This is a genomic window from Parabacteroides sp. AF14-59, from assembly GCF_003479515.1.
GTDB classification, from domain to species: domain Bacteria; phylum Bacteroidota; class Bacteroidia; order Bacteroidales; family Tannerellaceae; genus Parabacteroides; species Parabacteroides faecis.
In genome coordinates this window covers 401,996-427,072 of sequence record NZ_QUHH01000002.1, presented here as the reverse complement: position 1 = coordinate 427,072, position 25,077 = coordinate 401,996, and the positions used below count along the sequence as shown (strand labels likewise).

Below are 25,077 nucleotides of genomic sequence, written 5' to 3'. Positions count from 1 at the left end.
AAATGATAGTTCTATGATAGTTGAATGATAGTTAAAAACGGCAACTATCATAAGGTAACATGTTGATATATGGCGTATTGGAGACGGAAATGATAGTATGATAGTTGTTTTTGTAAAAACAATGCGTCTCAGATATGATTTTTAGATAGAGATGAGTTTATCTGCATAGCTTCCCGATTAAGAAGCTATGCAGATAAACTTATTTCTATTCACTCAGGATCGTAAGTTCTGCCCCTGTGGCAAAATCTTGTCCGTTTTGTGAGCTTAATGCTGTGAAACGGATATAACGTCCTTTTACCGGTTTGTCAAAGAGGACTTTCTTTTCATCCCGGTTATTGGCGAATATGCCTTTGCTAACAGGTTCCCCCCAGTTCTTGCCGTCCTGGCTTACCTGAATGGAATATTCTTTGATATTGCCATTGTTGCTGTCTTTGCGCGGCATATAGATAAAGCCTTTAAAAGCCTTCTCTTCACCGGCGTCCAGATCTACCCAGTGCGGATATTTGGCAACGGTAACAGAATACATACTGTGCCAGATCGTGTTCGGATCGCCGTCTACCAAATGCTTGGCATCCCCTTCACCCACTTCTTCACTGCTGGCATAAATCACTTCCGTCTGAATACTTTCCAGTTTGTTGAAAGTCTTCACCGACTTGATCTCCGGGTTATTCTTCAGCCAGGCTGTGATCGTTCCGCCTTCCCGCATAGGAATTGCTTCGGTATATTCTTTTGCTTTCTTGTCCTTATTGATTGTGTAGCAGAAAACAGCCTCTTTGTCGATAGACGACAATTCAACCAACCCTGTACGGCTGCGGGTAATGGAGAAAGGAATGTCGCCGGCAGCCGATACCTGTGCCGCAGCCGACAAATCCGGTGAAGCCGGACGGATGATGAAACCGATATTGTTCTGTCCGGCAAACACACGGTCATGGATCAGCGGGCCGCCCTGACCGCAACTGTTGCCTCCCAGACCTGTAACGGCCAGGTCGAGATGCAGATACGTATCACCGGCTTTTGGTAATTGATACGGATGTCCTGCCAATGTCAGGTCGAGTGCTGTGTATTGTAATGCCGAAGTAGAGAGACGGTCGGTTGCTACAAAGATGGCTCCCTGACCTGCCTTGTCGGTCAGTGCACACCAGCGTACATCTTCGTGATTACCCATATCCTGGGGTTTCGGGAAGTTTACGAACTGATCGGCTACAGTCGAACGGTATGTTTCGATGAACTGTCCGGCTTTGCGGTCGGCGTAGTTTTCAACGGGACCTCGTCCGTAATAGGTATAGTTTTCGTAACGTTGAGGAACTCTCATCACATACCCCAGACGCGGCAGAACCAGACTCGGGTTGTTGGAAGTAATGCTTGCCTGCAATTCGATGGAGCCGTCGCGGTAGATCGTCCATACCTGGTCGGTAGTGAATTTGAAGTCGTCTTCACCGAATACTTTGTCGGTCAGTTCTTCTACTTTGTTTTTACCGCTCGATGTCCCGCCTAATATCTTGGCTGCATTAGGAGCTTGCGATTCAACGGTATAGAACAATGCGACAGCACCGTCTTTCCTCTTGATCATTTTGAAGGAAGTCGCTTTATGTTTCAGATTGTGCAGTCCGGCTTCAAACCAGCTTCCGTAGAACCAATTGTCGTTGTTGGTGAAGGCACGGAAAGCATCCAGTTTCGGACCGTTACCGTCGGTGATAATGGTTTCGCCTCCATAGTTCAGGCTGTAGATCGTTCCTGTTTCATTGTCGAATTTGGCGACGAAGTTATCTCCTTTGATTGTGAGGCGATGGTCGGCCTGTATCTCGATAACCGGTTCTCCGGCAGAGGCATTCGCCACTTCGCTGATCGCGGGTTTACCTGTTGCTGCTTTTACCGGAAGTTGTTCTTCCGCCATTACGTAGCCTTTTGGAGCCCATGGTGTATTGTCGTTCAACAGAAATTGGATTTTGACGAAATATTCGTTGTCGGCCTTCAATTTACTGTATGTATAGGGAACGGAAACCTGTACGCGGGTACGTGGTGCCACTTTGCCCGGATTCAGTGAACCGTTTTCCACTTCTTTGCCGTTTTCATAAAGCGACCATTTGACATCGTAGCCGGATAAGTCGTTGAAATAGTATTTGTTGAATATCTCAAAAAGACCTTTTTCCGTATTGACTTCCGATACACCGATATGCTGGTATACTTTCTTTACTTCATAATATTGCGGTTTCGGCTCCAGGTCACCGAATACGATACCGTTCATTACGAACTGCCCGTCGTTCGGCGTATCACCGAAGTCACCTCCGTAAGCCAGATAACGTTTGCCATCCGGAGTGTAGTTATAGAGAGACTGGTCTACCCAGTCCCAGATAGCGCCGCCGCAGAAGAAATTGGTCGATTCCATGGCATCCCAATAGTCGATCAGGTTACCGCAGGCATTTCCCATCGAGTGGGCGTATTCAGAGATGTGGAACGGATATTTGATATCATAATCGCCTTTCACGGCACCGCGTACCCATGAGATGGAAGGGTACTGATTGGAGCCCATGTCTACGATATCATTATTTCGTTCATACTGGACGGGACGGGACAGGTCTACTTTCTTCAGTGCGTTGTAAGCTTCTACAAAATTCGGTCCCGGACCGGCTTCATTTCCTAATGACCAGATCACAATAGACGGGTTGTTGATATTGGCATGTACCATTTCCAATACACGGGCTACATGTGCATCCCTCCATTCTTTCGGATGAGACAGAGAAGCGGCACCATAATAATATTCGTGCGATTCGATGTTTGCTTCATCTTCCAGGTAGAGCCCGTATTTATTACACAGATAATACCAGTACGGATCATCCGGATAGTGGGAGTTGCGGACATGGTTGATATTGGCACGTTTCATCAGCATGACTTCATCTTCCATCATTTTACGGGTGATGGCGTGGCCTACTGCCGGATTACTTTCGTGACGGTTGACACCTTTCAGTTTAACCGTTTTGCCGTTTACATAGTAGTAACGTCCTGCCAACCCGAATTCATCTTCCGAAGCAGGCGTGTCTTTGATCTCTACTTTGCGGAAGCCGACAATCGTGGAGAAGGTTTCTATCGTACGGCCTTTTTTGTCTTTCAGTTCTCCGACCAATGTATAGCGGTATGGCTGTTCTGCAGACCATTTATTCGGGTTTTGTATATTCAAAACAGCTTCGGTCCTGATTTCCTGTCCGGCTGCCAGTACAGGGACGGGAACGGATGCCGTTACATTTTCTACTTTTGTATTCTCATCGGAATATAGTTTGTTGGCATATAGCGAGTAGGTCAGTGAATAATCTTTGGCCGCCTTTTTCCCCAGATTGCGGATATCGGCGCAGATGGTCAGCGAACCGTCTGTGTAAGTCGCATTCAGGTCGGGAGTAGCGACCAGGTCGCGGACATGCAGTTGAGGAACGGCAGTCAACGAAACATTGCGGTAAATACCCGGCAGGCGGAACATATCCTGTGCTTCCAGGAACGAACCGTCCGAACTGCGATAGACCTCGGCTGCCACTATATTCGTCCCTTTTACCAGGTGGGGAGTGATATTGAAGCTGGCCGTATTGCGTGAGTTTTTGGAGAAACCTACATAGTGGCCGTTTATCCAGAGATAGAAGAAAGAATCCACTCCGTCGAAGTTGATAAAGACTTCTTTTCCTTCCCAGTCTTTGGGAATAGTGAACTCGCGGCGATAGGAACCTACTTCGTTACGGTGTTTGAAAGTCGTCCAGTTTTCGGGCGGCGTACGCATCACACCGCCGCGCCAGTCGTCGACTGCCACTTTATGCTGGAAGATAACGGGTTGGTTCACATAGATAGGTGTCCCGTATTTCTGTGTTCCGTCTTTCTGAAGACCGACGATATTCCAGCTCGACGGTACGGGGATATTATCCCAACCCGATACGTCGAAGTTCGTCTGGTAGAAATCTTTCGGACGTTCTTCGGGAGTCGGTACCCAGTTGAATTTCCAGTCTCCGTTCAACGATTGCCAGTAAGTACTGTTTTCCGGTAGTACTTTCCGGGCGCTTTCCTGATCCTGGAAAGAGAAGAAATAGGCATGGGGTTGTTCTTTGTTCAGCGCAATGTTTTCGGGCGATTCCCATTCATTCCCTTTTGGCGCTTGTTCTGTGGCATACTGGTAGCCTTTCAATGGCTCTACTATCGCATGACTTTGTAGGGTAAAGCAGCATAGTAACAGGCATAATGTACTTTTTTGCATATTGAGTGTTTTTCTATAGTGAGAATACTGGTTCAAAAGTAGTACATTTATCGGAGAGGATAATGGCTTATTTACTATTTTTATGTACTTATCGGCTTTGAAGTGATTTGTTTGCATCTTTGATATAAACCGATTACATTTGTCATAAATAGAGTGGAGATGAAAAAGTTACTATGCTTTTTGCTGATGGTGCTGGCTGTTTTGCCATCTTTAGCGGCCCAACGGAAGAAAGTCGGGGTTGTGCTTGGTGGCGGAGGAGCAAAAGGAGTAGCTCATATAGGCGTGTTGAAAGTGTTGGAGGAAGCTGGTATTCCGATCGATTACGTGGCGGGTACCAGTATGGGAGCTATTGTCGGAGGATTATATTCTATCGGATATACTCCGGCTGAAATAGATACAATGGTGTTGGAGCAGGATTGGACAATGCTGCTCAGCGACCGTATCAAACGGAATAGCCTGACTTTTCCGGAAAAAGAAAATTCCGAACGGTATATTCTATCCCTGCCTTTCGGAAAAGAAAAGAAAGACCGTGTCATCCAGGGAATGATCAAAGGGCAAAACCTGATGAATCTGTTTTCCAATCTGACAATCGGTTATCATGATTCCGTCGATTTCCAGAAGTTCAATATTCCTTTTGCCTGTGTCGCGGTGGATGCTGTCGACGGGAAGGATTATGTGTTCCGTAAAGGTAGCCTGCCGTTGGCAATGCGTGCCAGTATGGCGATACCGGCTGTGTTCGCTCCTGTCCGCCTGGATAGTATGGTCTTGATAGACGGCGGACTCAATGACAACTTTCCGGTTGATGTCGCCCGGCAGATGGGAGCCGATATCATTATCGGTGTGGATCTGGGAACCAGCGATTTGAAGAAGCTGGAAGCCCTGAATACGCCCGGTGATGTGGTAGGGCAAATCATCGCCCTGCATGGATATGAAAAATATGCGAAGAACAAGGAGCAGACAGACCTGCTACTCCGTCCGAATATGACATCTTATAATGCTGCCAGTTTCACTACGGTTGCGTTGGATACCCTGATAAGGCGTGGAGAACAGGAGGCTTATGCCCATTGGGACGAGATCATTGCATTGAAAGAGAAGATCGGGATAGCAGAAGATTTCCGTCCGGAAGAACACGGGCATTTCCGGAAGTCCTATCCGGCGTTGCCTACCGATAGCTTTTATATCCGTACTATTTCTTTTACCGGCACGGATCCGAGAGATGAGAAGTGGCTGATGAAGATCAGTGGCTTGCGTGAGAACAGCCGGATCACGTTGAAGGAACTTCACCATGCGATGTCTGTGCTGATCGGTTCCAATGCTTACTCCAATGTGAATTATATGTTGACGGGAGAGCAACAGCAGGATCTGGTACTGACGGCGCAAAAGAAATCGGTTAGTTCCGTGAATCTCGGCCTGCGTTTCGATTCGGAAGAGATCATCGGTGTGTTGGTGAATGCGACTTTCGATTACCGGGCACGTAATCATTCCAAGTTGGGATTTACCGGGCGTGTCGGGGGAAAGACCTCGTATGCCCGTCTGGATTATGCCATCGAAAGGAATCCGTTACGTAATCTAAACCTGGCTTACCAGTTCACTTATCAGGACCTGGATATTTACAGGAAAGGGCATAAAACGTTTAATACCAGTTACACCCATCATTTTGCCGAATTCGGCTATTCGGATATGAACTGGTTGAATTTCAAATTCAAACTAGGGTTACGTTATGAATATTACGATTATAATTCTTTCCTGTATACGGGGGATAACAACCAATTTGAAGTAAAGCCGGAGGGATTTATCAGTTATTTTGCGATGGCTCATCTGGAGACACTCGACCGGCGGTATTTTCCGACGAAAGGTGTTTCCCTGAAAGCCGATTATTCTGTATATACGGATAACTTTGTCAATTATAACGGACATGCTCCTTTCTCGGCTATCGGGTTGAATTTTACTTCCGTCATTCCTGTTACTGCTCATTTCAGCGTTCTCCCTTCTCTGTACGGACGTGTGCTGATCGGGGGAAATCTGGCGTATCCTTTTCTGAATGCGGTCGGCGGTGAGGCAGAGGGGCGTTATGTTCCTCAGCAGTTGCCTTTTGCCGGGATCAACCGGATGGAGATATTCGATAATTCGGTTGTTGTAACCCGCTTGCATTTCCGGCAGCGGATTGCGGGGAATAACTATATTTCCCTGATCGGTAACTATGCGCTTCATCACAATGATTTCTTCCATCTGCTGAAAGGGAAAAGTGTATGGGGTGGAAGCCTGGGATATGCTTATAATAGTATAGCTGGTCCGCTAAGCGCGAATTTCAGCATGTCGAATCAGAATACAAGCCTTCAGTTTTATCTGAATCTGGGGTTCACTTTCTGATTTTTGTTGTACATTTGTTAATCCGTTAATCAATCAAATACAGAGAAATACATGAAACTTACACGAATGATGGGAATGGCTGTCGGCCTTTCCTTATTGATGGCCGGTATGCAGGCTCAAATCAGTCTGCCGTCTGTTTTTGCCGACCATATGGTATTACAACAAAAGAGTGAAGTACCCGTATGGGGATGGGGAGATGCCAGTGCGACAGTGAAAGTGGTCGGTAGCTGGGCTCCGAAGGATACAGCGACGGCAACAGTCCGTTCGGACGGCAGTTGGGATACGACATTGAAGACGGCAGCAGCCGGAGGACCTTATACCCTGTCTGTTTTGGGAAATGGCAGTTGTGAATTGAAAGATGTAATGTTAGGGGAAGTCTGGCTTTGCAGCGGACAATCCAATATGGAGTGGACTCCGATGGCTAACATAGATAATCGCGACGAAGAGATAGCTGCTGCCAATTATCCGAATATCCGTTTCTTCCATATCCCCAAGCGTGGAGCCGTCACTCCGCAGAATAATTGCGAAGCGTCGTGGGCCACCTGTACACCCGATGTGATGAAGAATACCAGTGCTGTGGCATACTTTTTCGGGCGCGATCTGCAAAAAGACCTGAATGTCCCCATCGGTTTGATCGTTTCGGCATGGGGAGGAACTCCGGCCGAAGTATGGACGCCGGAAGAACTGGTAATGGATAATCCCCGCTTACGTGATGCGATGCCGGATAAGACCTACCCGTGGTGGCCGGTCGAACCGGGTGTGTTATATAATCAGATGATCAATCCGGTTACTCCTTATGCCCTGGCCGGTGCTATCTGGTATCAGGGTGAGTCCAACCGCGACCATCCAGATTCTTATGGAATCCTGATGAAAACAATGATCGAGAGCTGGCGGAAAAGTTTTAAGAAAGACTTTCCTTTCTATCTGGTACAGATCGCTCCTTTTACCTATAATGCCGGAGATAACGGTGCTGCTTTGGTTCGTGAACATCAGGAATGGGTAGCACGTACGGTTCCGGGTTGCGGAATGGTGGCTATCTCCGACTGTGTAGCTGATCTGAAGAATATTCATCCGACAGACAAACAGAGTGTCGGACTTCGTCTGGCTAATCTGGCCTTAGGGAAAACATACGGGCGGCTTGAGTCCGGTTTTGAATCTCCGGTGTTCGAAGGGATGACAGTCAATAAAAATAAAGCCGTTATTTCTTTCCTTCATGCCGATAACGGGTTAATGTGTAAGGAGAAACAAATCGTTGGCTTCCGGATAGCTGGTGAAGACGGCGTCTTCGAGCCGGCAAAAGCGCAGATCAAAGAGAGTACGGTTGTCGTTTCTTCTCCTAAAGTGAAAAATCCGGTTATGGTGCAATATTGTTTTGATGATGCTACTGTCGGCAACCTGTTCAATAAAGAGGGATTGCCGGTTGCACCTTTCCGGACGGACAGAAACTGGGATAATGAATAATATAATTCCTTATCTTTGCTGATAAAATAAACAGCTATTTATGAATGCAGAAATTATACAATTCCTGAAGGAATTAAGTGTGAACAACAACCGTGAGTGGTTTCAGGCTAATAAAGACCGCTACGATGTGTTGCATAAAGCCTTTCTCGACGAGGTCCAGCAGGTAATCAACCGAATCGCTTTGTTCGACCCGCAGGTAGCAGGACTGGAAGCAAAGGATTGCCAGTTCCGTATTTACCGGGATTTGCGCTTCTCGCCGGACAAAACTCCTTATAAAGTCCATTTTGCAGCTTATATGGCGCAAGGCGGACGTGCCAGTGAGCGGGGAGGATATTATATTCATCTCGAACCGGGTAACTGCATGTTGTCGGGTGGTGTCTGGTGCCCTCCTCCCAAACTGTTGAAAATGCTTCGCCAGGATATATATGATCATATCGACGAATTTGTAAGTATTATCGAAAAGCCTTCATTTAAGGAAGCATATCCGGTGATGGAAGGTGAAGTATTGAAGCGTATGCCGGCAGGTTATCCTGCTGATTTTAAATATGATGAAATTCTGCGGCATAAGGATTTTTGCTTTGCTGCTAATAAGCCGGATGAATTCTTTATGCAGGATGACTGGATGGAGCAGACGATCAAGATTTTCCAGGAACTTCTCCCTTTCAACAATTTCCTGAATTATACGGTGGATGAGTTTTTAGGAAGAGCATAATATCATTATCCTATATCGGAGGGTATCAAAAGATGTAGTCTGGAGCGGGATGCGGAGACTTTATCTTTTGATACCTTTTGATTATCTGGTAGGTTAGTGTCTGTTTATTGTATAGCCCCCTGCACCTCGAAAACGACAGCATAAGGGGTAGGGCGTTTATCGGGTATATCGAACGTTAACCTCTCATTATCCTGTCTGAAGTGGATCTTTTCATGGCTGCCTAGCATTTTGACTGAACGTATCTTGCCGGGATGTTCCTGCGATGTAAGTCCCAACGAAGGCAGATCGATACTACCCGTGGCCGGGTTGAGCACGAAAATATACAAGTTCTTCCCGTGTGTAGTGAAGCGTACTTCATCATGTCCGTAAGGAGCGCTATTTGCTGTGCGTGCATTGAAATTTTCCTTTTGAGCCTCTTTCATAACGTTGTCCTTATCGGCATTCACTATATTCCTTTCTATTTCCCGCTTGCACGAATTGAGATTATCACCGTAAATTACCCATGGTTTGCTGGCATAGATCGCCTTGTTGTTGATATTGATCCATTTGCCTACATCGTCCAGTATCTCTTTATGCTCGGGAGCAATCGTTCCGTCACCTTTCAATTCGACATTTAGGAGCATGTTGCCGTTTTTGCTGATAATGTCGCTTGTCAGTTCTATAATGGAACGGGCATTATGCATCAGCGGATTATCTTCTTTGTAAAACCAGTGGGTGAAGGTAAATATTCCATCCCAGGGATAAGGCAGAATTTCTTCCGCTACACCTGCTTCTATATCCTTGACCAACATCGGTTCTTTATCGACTTTTGCAATTCCGACGGCATCGATTTTACCATTACGTTTCAGGCTGTTATTGAATAGCGTACGGAATACTTCTTTCCCGTAATTGCCATATGGAAATCCGTAACCGTCTACCCATAACAGGTCGACATTATATTTTGTGACAAGTTCCTGCTGGCGGAGCATATGGTTCTTTTTTACTTCTGCTTCGTATTCCGGAGTTCTTTTTTCCGGAGGAAGGCCATACAGTTGGGCTGGGTCGTAACCATCCCACCATTTTCCTTTTCCATCATCTTTAGTCATCCGGCCTTCGTAGGGAATACCTTTATAAACACCCGATGTGTCAGCTCCGAATGCCGGTAGCCACCAGCCCAGGAAACGGTCGTCGTGTGAACTGACTCCGAACGGTAGTTTATATTTGCGGGTCGACTTTTCGAAGAGACCTACAATGTCTTTGTGAGGCCCCATGTTTACTGAATTCCAGGGATGGTAGGTAGATGCAAAGTTATCGAAATGATCGTGATGGTTGGCATGAACAACAATATATCTGGCACCGATCGATTTGAAATATCTGACAAGTTCATCGGTATCCAGTCGTTCAGCTTTCCATTGATGGATAACTTCCGTGTATCCTTTCTGGGATTGTGGTCCGAAAGTTTTACGGTGATATTCGTATGCGTTTTTACCGAATTGCTGTGAACCCACATCTTGCATGAACATATGCCGTGCATACCATCCTCCACCCAGTAAAGGAACGGATTGCGGTCCGATTGTTGCCCAAATACCGAACCGGGCATCAGTGTACCATTGGGGGAATTGATATTGCTTTTGTAATTCTTCCCAGGATAAATCGTTGTTTTGTGCAGAGGCCTGCAATAAGCTAAAGATACAGGCCAGTAGATAAATCGTTCGTTTCATACTTACATATAGATTGTTCTTTATTATAGTAAGAACATAATTGTTGATGTTTTTATTCTCATTTCTTCTAGTGACATTTTATTTTCATGGAGATGTAAAGGGCTTATTTTGAAACAAATCCATATACATTACCTGAAAAGTCTGATACAAACAAAGCATTTCCGCTCACTGCCACCGTCGCCAATACGGGAGCACCCATTGCATGCTTCCACAACAACTGACCGTCTTTACGGTTCAGGGCATATAATGCACCATCAGATGCTCCCACGTAAACAATATCTCCGTTCAAAACCGGACTTGCTTCTACCGGTGAGGCCGGATCTCCTAAGGTAGGAACAGTATAGATCATGGCCCGTCCTGTCCGGAAACGCCATTTCACTTCCAGAGTATTGCGGTCAACTGCCACTACTCCGTTTTCTGCCGTACCGAAAATAATTTCATCATTCGTTACCAACGGAGTGGAAAGGTTCTTCAACTCGAAATCGTATGTTTTTTGTATTAACCGCTTGCCAGTCTTTGCATCGACAATAAATAACGAACGGTTCGAGATGGAATATATCAGCCCTCCATGCATGGCAGCCGAACTACCGAATCCATAACCTCCTCTGCTCCACAGCTTCTGTCCCGTACGGGCATCGTTGGCATAGGCCGCTTCCCAGAAAGCCTGGCCGACCAGTATACCGTTATTCACAGAAAATGTGGAGGAAGTACCATGTCCGGTATCCCAGTCTTTGTTCTGCCAAATCAACTCACCTGTTTTTGCCTGGAATGCACATAACGAACGCCCCGTTCCGGCATAGACTACGCCATCGGACGTTACCAGTCCATTGTCCAGCGGTACCTGCTTATCCATCTCCAGGTCTTTCTCCCATACCAGTTTACCGGTTGCTGCATCTATGGCATACAGCCATCCGTTTATATCTTGTGCGAAAATACAACCATCTTCTGCAGCAATGCTGCTGCGAACTGAATGTCTCAAAGGATACTGCCAGCGGATCTGTCCCGTTTGTGCATCCATACAAGTTACGGAAGCCTTACCAAGACCGTTGTCATCAAGTGAAGCTGCATATATGGCTCCTTTATAGATGAGTGGTGATGAGAAATAGATGTTGGCACCTATATTTTGCACCCAGGCTAATTGTAAAGGCAATTGTAAAGTATCTTTTAATTCTGGGACATGTGCGGCGTTTTGGAGCAGGTTTGTCCAATCCTTATTCACTTTTACCTGTGTATTTGTAGCATTTCGATAACAGAAGGAAGCGCTTTCTTGGGACACCTCCCCATTGGCAAAGGTTGCAGTCACTTTCACGGTCACAATTTGATTATCCAGTGAAGATGGAAGTGCTATATTATCACTCCAGTTAAAGTCGGAGTTTTGTTTTAACGGACGGTCTGATAAGTATTTTTTTCCCCGGCTAAAACAGCTATAAGAAACTTTCCGTACCGGAGATACTGATGAATAAGTATTGACAGACAAGGGAACCGTTCCGTCAGAGAGAGTTGCAGCCATTCCATTGTCAATAGAAGAAATGGTAACGGACTTGTCAATATACGGATAACGAATTTCAGAAGAGAGTTGTCCTTGCGGTCCTGTAGTCAACACACGGAATGAAGATGGAGAATGGTCGTAAGAACCACGTACATGTCCCGGAGAACAAATCATCAGTACGTCTGAGCCGTCATAATGGTACATCCGGTCATGATGCCAATGTCCATAGATCCATGCTTTCAAATTATATTCAGCTAAATCAATAAATCCGGTTTCATTACTACCGAACCTGAAATGTCCGTCTCCGCTCATCACACTATGATTAAATGAAATTATCGGTTTGCCGGCCGGTACATACTTCAAATCGTTCTTCAACCACTGGCCGATACGTTCCTGCGTAAAATCAGGCTTACCGTCTCCCCCCGGCATTGGAGTGACAATGTAATGAATATTACCTACTTCAAACGAATAATATGCCGGTCCGAAATGATTCTCAAAAGATTCCTCGCCATACTTTCCACTGCCCAGGTCGTGATTTCCTATGCAATAAAAGACTTGTGACGCAGGCATATTTTCATTGTTCAAAAAGTACTTGTAAGAGGCAAATCCTTCACGTGCGACATCACCGGTATGAATAAGAAAGGCGATATCCTCATTTTCTACATAATCGCGCAAATCCTTAGAACTGGCAGCATATCCGTCGAGGGCTGTAAGGTAAGAATCATACATATGGGTATCAGAAATATGGATAAAGCGGTGGGTTCCATCGGATTTTATACTTTTCGGATTGGCAGGCTGAAGCTCAAAATCGTAGCTGTTCATATCATCTGCGATACGTTGATAATAAGTATCCGTGCGATATCCAGCCGGCAATGTAATATAAACAAAACGAGCATGGGCATGGCCGGACAACTCGAATTTCCCGTCTTTATCGGTCTGCACCACATTCAGTCCATCGGAGACAGATACGCCAGGAAGCACTTTCTCTCCCCGGTCATAGCGATGGTTTCCATTATTATCGACAAAAACATGTCCGGTATATTGCGCAGCTACACTGTATATATTGCAAGTCATAGCAATAGCAAAAACACAGATGTTTCTTAATTTTTCTTTCATGAGAATTTTATGTATTATAACTGATGTCTGTCTGTTAAGAGAAACTTAAAGTTTCAGAAGTTTTTTCATAATGTGAAATGAAGCAATATTGTCTTTAAAACCCGAGAATAATTCAGCTCCCGGTCCGTAAGAGAAAAATGGAACCGGAGAGGCGGAATGTCCTCCGGTATTATATTTTACGGTGATTTCTTTTTTCTCATAATCACCGTTTGCAATTGTGACTCCTCCTGTTTCATGATCCGCTGTGATTAATACCAGGGTATCTCCATCCCGTTCTGCAAAGTCGAGAGCTATACCTACTGCATGATCGAAATCAAGCATTTCATTTACCATCCATTCTTTATCATTGTTATGCCCTGCCCAGTCTATCTGTGAACCTTCCACCATGAGGATAAATCCTTTTTTATTCTTACTTAGCAAATCGAGAGCCATTTGAGTCGCATCCGGAAGAAAATTGGCAGGACGTTCTTTTACCGGTTTTAAGCCGTCCTCGGCCATCAGTACTCCTAATTTGCCATTTTAACCGGTTGTATATCCTCCAGTGTATAGGCAATTTTATAACCTTTATCGGTGAGTTCCTTCGAAATGTTACGTCCGTCTTTTCTTTTCTCGAAGAATTTTAGCCCTCCTCCTATGAACAGGGAGATGTCACTACTCAGGAAGTCTTCCGCGATCTCATCCTGCATCGACCGGACGGGCTGATGAGCCACGAATGAGGCGGGTGTCGCATCGGTTATGGAGCTGGTGGAAATTACTCCGGTTGACATACCTTTTAAGGTTGCCAGTCTAATAATGGAGTTCATAGGGATACTGTCAGCCGACATACCTACCATTCCATTATTTGTTTTTTCGCCGCAAGCGATAGCTGTTCCTCCTGCTGCGGAATCTGTAGTATATTTATTGGCTGAGTTTGTTTGCCTCAATCCGCTGAATGGACAGCGGTTAGTCATGTTCAGATATCCTCCGTTTTGAGTATAAGCGGCCTGTACCTGATTGATACCCATTCCATCTCCGATCAGGATGATAATATTTTTAGGTGAACGTGCAATTACCGCTGATGAAAAGAGCAGGAATAGAATAAGAAATAAAGAAATTTTGTTTTTCATGTTTATCTGATTTTTATTACGCTTCAATGTACATTACAAAAAGAAGGAGGAAATACCCAGAGTGTATTGTATGTATGCCTTTGGGCATTCCTCCTTCAAGAGTGGATTTTAGTCCCAGCCCGGGTTTTGCTCCAGATTAGGATTGAGCGATAACTGTTCGGTCGGTAACGGTTTCAAATATAGTTTATCGTCCCAACGATATCCTACGCCGTCTGTCATGGTTTGATACAATTTTACATAGCGTTTGCCATTATAAACGGCTGTGGCTACATTCCCTCCGTCTATATCGAACATATGAGGGGAAGCAGAAGAACCATATACTGCATCATATTGCTTTCTGACTTCCTCCGATACTGTTATTCCATAGATGGAAAGAGGCGTTTCACACAATTTTCCGGCACGCCAGCGACATATATCACTCCATCTGAATCCTTCAGCATATAGTTCAACAAGTCTTTCTCTGCGAATTTCATATAATAGATCTGACAGGCTGTAACCATAATCCATCTTATACTGAGCAGGCGTTGGAGTTATATTGTTCATATCGAGCGGAGCTACTCCGGCTCTGTTTCTGAGTTTGTTTATAGTGATATCTATGTCTTCCTGTGTAATTTTACCTAATTCGGCTTGCGCTTCGGCATAGATTAACAAAACTTCCGCATATCGATACAGGAACCATTGTACATGGGCATTGTAAGCCAGTGTGTATTGTTCCGGATCTGGACTATGAAATTTCATTATGTTGAATCCTGTCGGTAAATTAGATGCTATAACAGGCGGGTTATTAGGAAGTGTAACGGTTCCGTCTGCATATTTATAAGGCAGGTATTCGCATTGTATCGTTTGATATAGCCGACGGTCCCTATTCGCTATTTCTTGTGTCAGCGTGTTGTCACCCTGATAACTGTCGGAAACTCCGATCGGTTTTCCGTCTGTACATAAGTACTGGTTTATCATCATTTTACTCATGCCGGATTTCTGACTTTCTTCCATATCACGTGACAAGGAGTTGACAACCAGTCCGGGAGCGTAAACACGTGCCAGTACACATTCTTTACTTGCTGATATGTCTTCTGTTTGTGAAAACAGAGCTGCATAATCCAACGGATGAGCTTCGTCTACTTGCGGTGCATAAAATTTCATGGAGACAATGTCATAGCCACCATTTTCTATGATATATTTTGCAGCATCCGAGGCTTTTTGCAGAAGAGTAGTAGCCCGGCTATTCAAAGCCTTCTGATCACTTGTGTACTTTTCTAATGTACCTTCATGCAGGCATACTCTGGCCAGTTCCTGGTATGCAACATACTTATGTAGGCGTCCTGTTGCAACTTTAGAAGGTTCAGGAATGGTTTGACAAGCAAACTCGAGGTCGGCGATGATACTGTCTACAACCAGTGCACGTGGGTCGCGCTTTTTATAGATTAAAGATGTATCGCTCAATTGCATCTCTTTGTTGTACCATGGAACATCTCCAAAGCGTTTAACTTTACTGAAATAATCCAGTGCTCTGAAGAAACGTATCTCACCTACATATTGGTTGATAGTCGCCTCGTCTCCGGTTACTTTTTGATAGTTTGCCAGAAAATGGTTGAGACCTCGTATATTTTCCCATTTCCACCCATCATCTTTCTGAGGAACTACTGAATTGCCTGCCAGATAATCACTGATGGAGACTGTCGCTCTTATGTCTGTATCTTCATCCAGATGAGAACCTACTCCTCCTAAGGTTTCATAGAAACCATTGGCATACAGTTCCAGGTTTTTCGTTGAACTCCAAAAGTTTTCATCAGTAAAACTATCTGAGGGGAATTTATCTGTCACATCACAGGAGGGGAGGCTTGTTAACAGCACTGCGAAACCTGTTATTATATGTTTTGTATTCATATTCTTATTTTAATTAGGATACTGTGGTTAGAATTTAATATCGAGCCCTACGGAAAATGTCCGTTGTACCGGATATTTGTTATAGTCTAGTGTCTCCGGATCATATATCGGAGGGAGAGAGGTGATACAGAACAGATTCTGACCGCTGAAATATATTCTGGCTCTACTGATATAGGCTTTTTGTGTAAGCGCTTTGGGGATAGTATATCCCAGGGTCAGGTTTTTCAACCGTAAATATCCCGCGTTTACTTTATATCCGGTTTGAGTTTGCTGATTATAGCTGTTTCCCATACTTGGACGTGGTAAATAGGCACCGGGGTTTTCTGCAGTCCAGCTGTTTTCAACCGCCCAGTCTGTCGGTATTTGATAATTTTTGACCGACCCCCAGAAACCGTTACCGCCCGGGAAGAAGTCTTTGCGCCCTATTCCCTGGAAGAATAAATCCAGGTCGAAACCTTTATAGTCACCACCTAAAGTGATGCCATAATTAAAACGCGGTTCAGTGTTTCCGATAACAGACAAGTCTCCGTGATCTGATAGGGTTTTCTTGCCGTATGTAATTTGATTATCTCCATCCAGGTCTTTGAATTTTACATCGCCCGGCATCCATTGCCCACCATATATCTTAGACTGATCTATCCAGCCTGCCACATCTTCGGGTGATTCGAATAAACCAACAGTGGTATATCCCCATTTATCCCCGATCTTTTTTCCTTTGTACCAGGAATCTATATTGCCGGTCGGATTATAATATTTCGTGATTTCTGCCTGGTAATCGGAGAGTACGAATCCAACCCGATAACTAAATCCGGAAGAGGTGCGGTCCTGCCAGTTTAAAGACAACTCCCAGCCCAGTGTTTTCATATCAGCGCTATTTACTTTGGGAGCGGATGTCCCTAAAGTAGCAGGGTAAGGTTGAGAGGGGGCTAACATGTCCAGTGTCATTCGGTTGTACCAGTCGAATGAACCGTTTAATCTGCTGTTCAAGAGAGAAAAATCGAACCCTATATCAAATTGATTGATAGTCTCCCATGTGTAGCTGTTACTAACTAGCCCCGGTACGGAAACTTTTGAAATTTTGGCTCCATTCATTAAATAGCCAAAGTTTGTATTAACCCCCATTCCCGGATAATACGAGAAGTTTCCGACACCGGATTGATTACCCAGTGAACCGTACGATAGACGGATTTTCAGGTCGTCGAGAATACTATGCGTTGATTCCATAAATTTCTCGCCGGATATTCTCCAGGCTGCAGAGACAGAAGGGAAGAAGGCATAACGGTGTCCGGAGGGAAACTTGGATGTCCCGTCGTATCGACCATTGAATGACAAATAATATTTATTATCGTAATTATAGTTGATTCGCGTGAACGCACCCTCTATTCCCCAACCTGTAGAGGCGTCATTTCGCGTGTAGGTCTCTCCGGAAGCCAAGCCGATATAAGGAACATCATTACTGATCAGTTTTTGTCTTTCTACTCCGAAGCCGCGGTTGGACTTTGTTTCGTTATTGTATCCGACCATAATGCTGAAATTATTTTTGGCTATGCTTTTGTCATATTGGGCATAGATATTGAATGCACCATAGTAATCGTTTTTCTGCGTGTTTTTTACACTGTTAGGAGTTGTCCATGGATACAATGCTTCCGTTCCCGGCAACCTTCGGTATTCATAGAATTCACGAACGAAGATGTCTTCGTCTTTGCTATAGTAATTGAAGGTATAATCTGCATTGATCGTCAATCCTTCGAAAGGTGTGATCTTAACGGCGCCGGTTAACCAGGCATCATTGATTTTTGTACGTCCGTGACCTCCTTGTTCTTGTATTGCTGCCGGATTTGTATCAGCCCCTTGTCCAGAGAAGTTTCCATCCGGATGTTTGATCGGCATGAATGGAGAGAGGTAATTCATGAATAGGTTACTCCATCCGCCCCAGATGCCGGGAGTCGGTAGATCCTGATCAGAATAGTTATACATTACTTTACCTGTAAGTTCCAGCCATTTAGTGATTTGTGAGCTAACTTTTACATTCGTATTCCACCGTTGATATGTGTCATTATAATATTTCATTAACCCACCGTTATTGTTGTAACTTTGTGATACATAATATTTTGTATTGTTCGTACCTCCCTGCATGGAAATATTGTAACGCTGATCGAAAGCGAGTGAATGAATGGTCTCTCCATACCAGTCGGTATTTCCACAGTAGGACCAGGCGGTAGGATCATTTAAATGCTTGGGGTCATTAGCTGCCGGGTCATAAAAGACTGCCGGGTTATTTTGAGGATCATTGTAGTAAGCTTTCACATAAGACATGTAAGTGTCGTTGTAAACCGGCTGTTGTCCTGCGTTCGCTGCTACCTGATTGATGTAGTTCGCCCAGTTCAGTGAGTTGGGTGTTCTTGCTACGGTAGTTGGCTGATGCACTCCCCAGTTTGCAGAGACGGAAATTGTTGCTTTATCGTTTTGATTTCCGTTTTTAGTGGTGATAAGGATTACGCCATATCCTCCGCGTGCTCCGTAAATAGCAGCCGAAGCAGCATCTTTCAATACGGATACGCTTTCCACATCCTGGGGACTGATCAGGTTGGGATCCATTTGTACACCATCGATGAGAATAAGAGGTCCTCTTCCATCTTCAATAGAAGTGCTTCCGCGGACATTGTAGCTGGATCCTTCTCCTGGCAGACCGGAACCGGTCTTTACATTCAGGTTAGGGATAATACCTTGTAAACCTTGGCCCAGATTGGAGATAGGACGGCTGTTCAAAACATCTCCGCTTACCTGTGAGATCGCTCCGGTCAGGTTGGCTTTTTTCTGGGTACCATATCCGACTACTACTATTTCGTTCAGATTCTGCGTATCTTCTGTCATCTTGATTTGATAAACAGATTGATTGTTAATGGTGATCTCTTTGCTGGTGTATCCGATATAAGATACCAGTAAAGTCATTCCCGGAGCAGCTTCTATACTAAAATTACCATCGATGTCGGTAATTGTTCCGGTAGTCGTCCCTTTGATGGAAATATTGGCTCCGATGATCGGATCACCGTTTTGATCTTTGATTTGTCCAGTTCTGATTTTACTCTCTCCTGCCTTTTTCTGTGCAGGGGTGATCATAACTCTGTTTGAAGATATCGAGTATTGCAAATTTTTGGCGGGGAGAATCTTTTCCAATACTGTATCGATACTTCCGTCAGTTATTTTAATATTGACATTCGCGCGATTGTCAATATCGGCTTCACGATAAGAGAAGCGGTAAGGGGTTTGTTTCTCTATTTGTGAGAATACTGTTTTTAATGTTGCATTTTGTACTGATAAGGAGATTTGCTTGTTTTGCGCAAATGTCGGAACAGAAATAGCGAAAATAAATAATAACGCTATTATAAGTCGGTAATAATTAAAAGTATTACCTTTGTTCTTGAGGTTGTTTTCAAAATTTGATTTGTGAATCATAGATTTAATAAAATTTGTTGATACTTTACTTTTGGGTATTTGTGACTAAATCACAAGTATTGACAATTAATAGGTCGGGGAAGGTGAGAGTTCTCCGGCCTTTGTTTTGTCACTACATTTCTGATAAATTTTAGTGTTTTTCAGGTTTTCTTCATAAGCATTCTTTTTTGTTAGACATATTCTTTCTTATTTAATAAAGATAGTATCTCCTTTTATTTTATAGGTGAATTGGAAATGTGCATGTAATACTTTCATGACTTCTGTCAGATCCTCTTTCTCGAATACACCGGTATAAAATTCGGAGAAGAGTTGTTCGTTTTCAATGTTGATAATTACTCCATATTTTCGTTCTATTTTGGCCAATACTACTGTTAATGGCTCGGTACGGAATGCCAGTTCAGTGGCACGCCAGGCTGTTTCGAATGTTGTATTGGTTTGTTCCACATTCAGTTTGCCTGTATTTTTATTGTAAATCGCTTTGTTGTTTGGTTCAAGAATAGTGGTCTGCCTGGGGGAAGTATTGGTATATAGGAATACTTTGCCTTCCACCAGTGTAACTTCAACTATGTCTTTTGATTCGTAAGCGAAGAAATTGAAAGATGTACCCAGTACCTCGACATCCATATATTGAGTGTTGACAATGAATTTTTTATCAGGATTTTTGATTACCTGGAAGAAGCCTTCGCCATTGAATTTTACTTCTCTGTTTTGTATTCCGAAGTCTTGCCGGTAACTTAAAGTAGATTCGGAATTAAGTTGTACGGTCGTTCCATCCGGCAAAGTGATATTTGCCCGTTGCCCTTTATCGACCTGAGTTATAATTTCTCGTTCTCCTAATGTCTGCATTTGTTTATCATCTATCATTAAGAATACAGATAATCCGGTTGTAACTATAAGTAATATGGATACGGCGATTCTTGTCCATATATTAATGATATATTTTTTACGTGTTGCATGTATGCTCTTATGGATTTTATTCGAGATATCTCGAATCTCCGGAAAATTCATTTCCGGAGATAGCTGGTATTTATCCCATTGTTTTCTAAAAGCTTCTTTAAGTTCATTATTCTTGCAAAGATTAGATAACTCTTGTAAGTCTTCAGCCTCTTCTCTGGATATTGTCCCTTTCAGATACTTGTTTAGTAATATATCTATTTTGTTCTTGTTCATTGTACAATATTTATAAGTAATACGTGTGAGTATAGGTTTTGTAATATAACCTGTTTTATGTTTTATAACATAGACGTGTGAGCTGTCTGTTAATTGGAAAAGAAAAGTAGAAAGAAGATCAGAGAATCATTCAATGCTTTTTTTAATGTTTTCAAAGAAACCGACAACTGATTTCTTACCACCTGTTCGCTGATTCCTAATTGCTCGGCTACCTGGGTAGATGTCATCCCATGTTCTTTTATTAGTTCGAAGATTTCTTTTTGGCGTGGTGGCAGTTGTTGCTTGGCCTTTTCCAGGCGGGAGATAAATTCGTCGAGGTCTATCTTATGCTGTGTGGAGTCGTCAATAAGGTTCGAATTATTGGTAAATTCGATATAGTCAATTAACTCCGGTCTGTTTATTTGTTTCCTGTATTCGCTGATCACTAAATTATGGGCTATCGTAAAAATGAATGATTTAAATGATAACTCCGGGTTGATCATTGTACGGTTTTCCCAAATACGGATAAATGTTTCTTGTGTGATGTCTGCGGTTTGGGCATGAGATTTGAGTGCCTCAAAAATGAATCCATATAGGTGAGGCAGATAGCTATTATAAAGCCGTGTGAAGGCTTTATAGGAATTATGCTTTAACTCTTCTACTAATATTCTTTCTTCTGTGCTGCTAATCATCCCTTTCCCCTTGTAGTTTTCTCAGGTATTCTTTTAAATATTTATGACTGGTACGCAACAAAAGTAGCATTTCTAATGAGAATAGCGAATAAATTTGAATTAATAGTTTTTTAGGAGCAATAAACCGGGCTTGCCAAAAACTAAATGAGCAAACCCGGGTCTTCTTTTAAGATAATGCTGCAATAGCGGTACCTATTAGGTTGGCATTGTTCATTTTATTAACGTGAACTTTTACATCACCTATACCGAGTTCGTTCAGTAGAATATCCAATTCTTCCATTACGAGCACATTATAATTCTTATCATTTCTGTTGAGGCTCCAGAACATACTGCCTTCAGCCACCAGGCAAACCTTTTTGATATCCTTGTTATATGAAACCAGTAAAGAGATCAGACCGGCTAGAGAGGAAGCTACCAGTTGCGCAGAACGGTTATAGATCCAATGGGCGACCTGTACATATTTCTCTTTGTGGATATCCGGGTAATTCATGATGGTAGTCAGTTTCTGGGCATCGAATTTTTCTTCGAACTCATCGAGCGGGAAAGTCGATTTCAGTATTTCTCCCAGATACATGCCGGAAACAGCCTTTTCGAATCGTTGCATACCACGGCTGTCGGAGCAGGCATCGACCATTTCGTCGACCGTCGTCAGGAAAGGCGGATGGAAATTACCTGATTCCAGATTGACAGGGATCAATCCGTCTGCCTGTGTGGAAGCAGGAAGTTTGGTGATCTTATCTGCAGGAATGAAAGTTGCCATGTTGGTTCCGGTTCCGACTATCAGTCCGATATAAGCATCATAGTTACTATCCGTAAGTCCGGCAAACAAACTGGCAACCGTATCGTTCAATACTTTTATACTTGTGAATTTAGGTTCGTTCCGTTCATTGAGGTATTCGAGCAATGGTTTCCCTACCGGCTGTCCAAGCATTTCTTTGATGTGAACCCCTTTCGTCCAATGCAATAATTTGGCATCGCCGTCCGGAAGTGATTCAGCCGCATATGAAAAACAGTAACCTATTGGCATTTCTACGTCCCGTTTGATCTCTCCGATCGGATCAGCTAACTCTTTAAATAATTCCTCTCGGGTGAAACCTGGAGTTTTCATGACCGATAAATCCTTTTTCCATCCGTTCTCAGGATGAATCGTCGCTTTATCGTTTGCGAAGTTAACGGTAGCGACACGGTAGTTGGTTCCTCCCAAGTCAAGAACCAATGCCTTACCGTTTATATTATTACTTTTTGGGGTAATGAATGTCGGGAGGCATTGTATTTCAGCATTGTCTTTTGCTAACCCCTCTTCTACTTTCTGTCGTAATGAAAGAGCGATCTCTTTCAATTGCTCTTTTTCCAGTTTAAAAATATTCCTCTCCATGATATATTGATTTAATAAGGTACTAATATCCTTCCTTTATTTGTAAATAACAAATGGAAGTAGATATTTAGTTCTAAAGAATGTGTAGGATGTTCAAAAAAACTCTTAATGTCAATTTGTAAGTTGTTGATGATATTCTATTCGGTTTTTAAGAAATATCGAATAGAAAATAGCTTTATTCAGATGTTTGGAGTACTCTTTCTTATAAATTGTAAGTTGTACTCGGTCTTTGTATAAGTTGAACGTAGTTTAAAATAGTTAAATAACTCATTTTGTCTATCAAAATGTCAGAAAATATTTGGTTTGCACCGGAAAACTATGTTCATTTGCACGCAATTTGAAAGTAATCTTATAAGTAATATATTTTATGAAAGCTTCAATTTTAAGAAAAGAAATTTTGTCACTTGTTGTTTTGTTCGTTTGTAGTCTGGCAATGAGTGCTGCGTCTCCCAGAAACTATCTTTATGATACGAAAGAGGAGAACGGAAAGATTGTTTCAAAAGTAGTATTCTTGCAAGAAGAAGGGCTTTTGAATAAACAGGTGAAATACGAATTCACCTATAATGATAACGGCAGAGTCGCTGAAAAGAAAGCGTATCGCTGGAATAAGACAAAAGAAACATGGGATCCTTATTATCTGATTTCTTATCAGTATAATGAAGATGGAAATATAACTTCCGAATACGGAATGTGGGACAAAAAGAAAAAAGATTATAGCCTGAACCAGCAAAAAATGATTGTTCCGGCTACAAGCTACGAAGAGATTTTCTCGTAAGAACCTATTTTTAAAACATTCATAGACACACACACGAAAGTGGCGCGAATAACAAAAGACGTGAGTCCCTGTTATTAGCGCCACTTTTATTTTGTAAAAGATTATCGTTTTATCCGATAATCTTTTCTAATTCTTCCAGATTCTTGGCAACATCTTCGTCTGTCACTTCATAATTGGTCAGGTCGCCTGCCAGATACTGGTCGTAAGCAGCCATATCGATCAAACCGTGACCGGAGAGATTGAACAGGATTGTGCGGGCTTTTCCTTCTTTCTTTGCTTCCTCTGCTTCACGGATAGCTACGGCTATTGCATGCGAAGATTCCGGAGCCGGGATAATGCCTTCGGCCTGTGCAAACATCGTTGCGGCTTTGAATGTATCCAATTGTTTTACGTCGGCAGCATTCATCAGCCCGTCTTTCATCAACTGGCTAACGATCGAACCGGCACCGTGATAACGCAACCCCCCTGCATGGATATTGGCAGGAGCGAAGTTGTGTCCTAATGTAAACATCGGAATCAGCGGAGTGTATCCGGCTTCGTCACCGAAGTCATACTGGAACTGTCCGCGTGTCAGTTTCGGGCAGGAAGCCGGTTCTGCAGCGATCACACGAATATCTTTACCTTCTGTCAGTTTATGACGCAGGAAGGGGAAGGTGATACCTGAGAAGTTCGAACCGCCACCGAAGCAACCGATTACCACATCCGGATATTCTCCGGCCATTTCCATCTGTTTTTCAGCTTCAAGACCGATCACGGTCTGGTGCAGCATCACGTGATTCAATACGCTACCCAATGTATATTTACAGTTAGGTACCTGCATAGCCAGTTCTACGGCTTCCGAGATGGCAGTACCCAAACTTCCCTGGTAGTTCGGATGGTCGGTCAGAATCTTACGTCCGGCTTTTGTACTCATACTCGGTGAAGCGATGACCTGTGCGCCGAAGGTCTGCATGATCGAACGGCGGTATGGTTTCTGGTGATAGCTGACCTTTACCATATAAACAGCCAGTTCCAGGCCGAAAGCCTTGGCTGCATAGGAAAGAGCGGCACCCCATTGTCCGGCACCTGTTTCAGTGGTGATATTGGTAACGCCCTCCTGCTTACAATAATAAGCCTGAGCGATGGCAGAGTTCAGTTTGTGTGAACCGATCGGGCTGACACTTTCGTTCTTAAAGTAAATATGTGCAGGAGTATCCAGCATCTTCTCCAGTCCGTAGGCACGAACCAGCGGAGTGGGACGCCATACCTTGTATAATTCGCGAACTTCTTCCGGTATTTCAATCCAGGCATCGGTCGTGTTCATCTCCTGATGTGAAGCCGCTTTGGAAAACAGGGGATAGAGGTCCTCTTCTTTCATCGGTTGCTTGGTCTGCGGATTTAAAATAGGAAGTGGTTTGTTCTTCATATCAGCCACAATATTATACCAGGCTGTGGGTATGTCTTTCTCCTCCAATAAAAACTTTTTAGTACTCATAATTCTTTATGTAGTTTACATTATTAATCGATTTGGCCTTTAAGGCTTACAACTTGGAAGCAAAGTAACAAATAATATTTCATTCTT

15 protein-coding genes are annotated in these 25,077 nt (G+C 43.5%); 4 read left to right on the top strand and 11 right to left on the bottom strand.

Features of this window, described 5'->3' with window-relative positions; translation table 11 throughout:
• Positions 1 to 205: 205 nt before the first annotated feature.
• A complete protein-coding gene (locus DWW23_RS03880; RefSeq protein ID WP_122351966.1) occupies positions 206 to 4,228 on the bottom strand; it encodes a glycoside hydrolase family 2 TIM barrel-domain containing protein in 4,023 nt (1,340 codons plus the stop codon).
• Positions 4,229 to 4,387: 159 nt separating this feature from the next.
• On the opposite strand from DWW23_RS03880, the gene DWW23_RS03875 reads away from it, so the two are divergent.
• The 3 genes from DWW23_RS03875 to DWW23_RS03865 are packed head-to-tail and all read left to right on the top strand — an operon-like array spanning position 4,388 to position 8,771.
• On the top strand, positions 4,388 to 6,598 hold the full coding sequence (locus tag DWW23_RS03875) for a patatin-like phospholipase family protein (RefSeq protein WP_122351965.1): 2,211 nt from the start codon (positions 4,388 to 4,390) through the stop codon (positions 6,596 to 6,598).
• 51 nt (positions 6,599 to 6,649) lie between these two features.
• Positions 6,650 to 8,059 carry a sialate O-acetylesterase gene (locus tag DWW23_RS03870; protein ID WP_122351964.1) on the top strand — a complete coding sequence of 470 codons (1,410 nt, stop codon included), beginning with the start codon at positions 6,650 to 6,652 and terminating at the stop codon, positions 8,057 to 8,059.
• Between the two features lie 40 nt (positions 8,060 to 8,099).
• Positions 8,100 to 8,771 (top strand): DUF2461 domain-containing protein, encoded by a 672-nt coding sequence (locus DWW23_RS03865; RefSeq protein ID WP_122351963.1) that lies wholly within the window; start codon positions 8,100 to 8,102, stop codon positions 8,769 to 8,771.
• A gap of 104 nt (positions 8,772 to 8,875) precedes the next feature.
• Here the strand turns inward: DWW23_RS03865 and DWW23_RS03860 are convergent, their stop codons facing one another.
• The 9 genes from DWW23_RS03860 to DWW23_RS03820 form a co-directional block, all read right to left on the bottom strand.
• Entirely contained in the window at positions 8,876 to 10,471 is a 1,596-nt protein-coding gene (locus DWW23_RS03860) for an alpha-L-fucosidase (RefSeq protein WP_122351962.1), read from the bottom strand.
• Between the two features lie 103 nt (positions 10,472 to 10,574).
• Positions 10,575 to 13,076, bottom strand: a complete 2,502-nt coding sequence (locus DWW23_RS03855; protein WP_233564259.1) for a PQQ-binding-like beta-propeller repeat protein — start codon at positions 13,074 to 13,076, stop codon at positions 10,575 to 10,577.
• 45 nt (positions 13,077 to 13,121) lie between these two features.
• On the bottom strand, positions 13,122 to 13,574 hold the full coding sequence (locus DWW23_RS26925) for an alkaline phosphatase (protein ID WP_122351961.1): 453 nt from the start codon (positions 13,572 to 13,574) through the stop codon (positions 13,122 to 13,124).
• Between the two features lie 8 nt (positions 13,575 to 13,582).
• On the bottom strand, positions 13,583 to 14,182 hold the full coding sequence (locus tag DWW23_RS26920; protein WP_122351960.1) for an alkaline phosphatase: 600 nt from the start codon (positions 14,180 to 14,182) through the stop codon (positions 13,583 to 13,585).
• A gap of 108 nt (positions 14,183 to 14,290) precedes the next feature.
• Positions 14,291 to 16,069 carry a RagB/SusD family nutrient uptake outer membrane protein gene (locus tag DWW23_RS03840; RefSeq protein WP_122351959.1) on the bottom strand — a complete coding sequence of 593 codons (1,779 nt, stop codon included), beginning with the start codon at positions 16,067 to 16,069 and terminating at the stop codon, positions 14,291 to 14,293.
• 27 nt (positions 16,070 to 16,096) lie between these two features.
• On the bottom strand, positions 16,097 to 19,525 hold the full coding sequence (locus DWW23_RS03835; RefSeq protein WP_122351958.1) for a TonB-dependent receptor: 3,429 nt from the start codon (positions 19,523 to 19,525) through the stop codon (positions 16,097 to 16,099).
• Positions 19,526 to 19,711: 186 nt separating this feature from the next.
• Positions 19,712 to 20,695 carry a FecR family protein gene (locus DWW23_RS03830; RefSeq protein ID WP_122351957.1) on the bottom strand — a complete coding sequence of 328 codons (984 nt, stop codon included), beginning with the start codon at positions 20,693 to 20,695 and terminating at the stop codon, positions 19,712 to 19,714.
• An 89-nt stretch (positions 20,696 to 20,784) separates the two neighbouring features.
• A complete protein-coding gene (locus DWW23_RS03825) occupies positions 20,785 to 21,366 on the bottom strand; it encodes an RNA polymerase sigma factor (protein ID WP_122351956.1) in 582 nt (193 codons plus the stop codon).
• A 166-nt stretch (positions 21,367 to 21,532) separates the two neighbouring features.
• Complete coding sequence (locus DWW23_RS03820; protein ID WP_122351955.1) at positions 21,533 to 22,741, bottom strand: hexokinase; 1,209 nt, start codon at positions 22,739 to 22,741, stop codon at positions 21,533 to 21,535.
• A 367-nt stretch (positions 22,742 to 23,108) separates the two neighbouring features.
• Here DWW23_RS03820 and DWW23_RS03815 point away from each other — a divergent pair, with 367 nt between their 5' ends.
• Entirely contained in the window at positions 23,109 to 23,516 is a 408-nt protein-coding gene (locus DWW23_RS03815; protein WP_122351954.1) for a DUF3836 domain-containing protein, read from the top strand.
• A 109-nt stretch (positions 23,517 to 23,625) separates the two neighbouring features.
• Here the strand turns inward: DWW23_RS03815 and DWW23_RS03810 are convergent, their stop codons facing one another.
• Complete coding sequence (locus tag DWW23_RS03810) at positions 23,626 to 24,990, bottom strand: TrpB-like pyridoxal phosphate-dependent enzyme (RefSeq protein ID WP_075559306.1); 1,365 nt, start codon at positions 24,988 to 24,990, stop codon at positions 23,626 to 23,628.
• Positions 24,991 to 25,077: the final 87 nt, after the last annotated feature.

What these genes read in the sequence shown, in the direction of transcription:
- DWW23_RS03835 (WP_122351958.1), bottom strand. Translation starts at nt 19,525, where the DNA reads ATGATTCACAAATCAAATTTTGAAAACAACCTCAAGAACAAAGGTAAT.
- DWW23_RS03815 (WP_122351954.1), top strand. Translation starts at nt 23,109, where the DNA reads ATGAAAGCTTCAATTTTAAGAAAAGAAATTTTGTCACTTGTTGTTTTG.
- DWW23_RS03865 (WP_122351963.1), top strand. Translation starts at nt 8,100, where the DNA reads ATGAATGCAGAAATTATACAATTCCTGAAGGAATTAAGTGTGAACAAC.
- DWW23_RS03870 (WP_122351964.1), top strand. Translation starts at nt 6,650, where the DNA reads ATGAAACTTACACGAATGATGGGAATGGCTGTCGGCCTTTCCTTATTG.
- DWW23_RS03820 (WP_122351955.1), bottom strand. Translation starts at nt 22,741, where the DNA reads ATGGAGAGGAATATTTTTAAACTGGAAAAAGAGCAATTGAAAGAGATC.
- DWW23_RS03860 (WP_122351962.1), bottom strand. Translation starts at nt 10,471, where the DNA reads ATGAAACGAACGATTTATCTACTGGCCTGTATCTTTAGCTTATTGCAG.
- DWW23_RS03875 (WP_122351965.1), top strand. Translation starts at nt 4,388, where the DNA reads ATGAAAAAGTTACTATGCTTTTTGCTGATGGTGCTGGCTGTTTTGCCA.
- DWW23_RS03810 (WP_075559306.1), bottom strand. Translation starts at nt 24,990, where the DNA reads ATGAGTACTAAAAAGTTTTTATTGGAGGAGAAAGACATACCCACAGCC.
- DWW23_RS03840 (WP_122351959.1), bottom strand. Translation starts at nt 16,069, where the DNA reads ATGAATACAAAACATATAATAACAGGTTTCGCAGTGCTGTTAACAAGC.
- DWW23_RS26920 (WP_122351960.1), bottom strand. Translation starts at nt 14,182, where the DNA reads ATGAAAAACAAAATTTCTTTATTTCTTATTCTATTCCTGCTCTTTTCA.
- DWW23_RS03880 (WP_122351966.1), bottom strand. Translation starts at nt 4,228, where the DNA reads ATGCAAAAAAGTACATTATGCCTGTTACTATGCTGCTTTACCCTACAA.
- DWW23_RS03830 (WP_122351957.1), bottom strand. Translation starts at nt 20,695, where the DNA reads ATGAACAAGAACAAAATAGATATATTACTAAACAAGTATCTGAAAGGG.
- DWW23_RS03825 (WP_122351956.1), bottom strand. Translation starts at nt 21,366, where the DNA reads ATGATTAGCAGCACAGAAGAAAGAATATTAGTAGAAGAGTTAAAGCAT.
- DWW23_RS03855 (WP_233564259.1), bottom strand. Translation starts at nt 13,076, where the DNA reads ATGAAAGAAAAATTAAGAAACATCTGTGTTTTTGCTATTGCTATGACT.
- DWW23_RS26925 (WP_122351961.1), bottom strand. Translation starts at nt 13,574, where the DNA reads ATGGCCGAGGACGGCTTAAAACCGGTAAAAGAACGTCCTGCCAATTTT.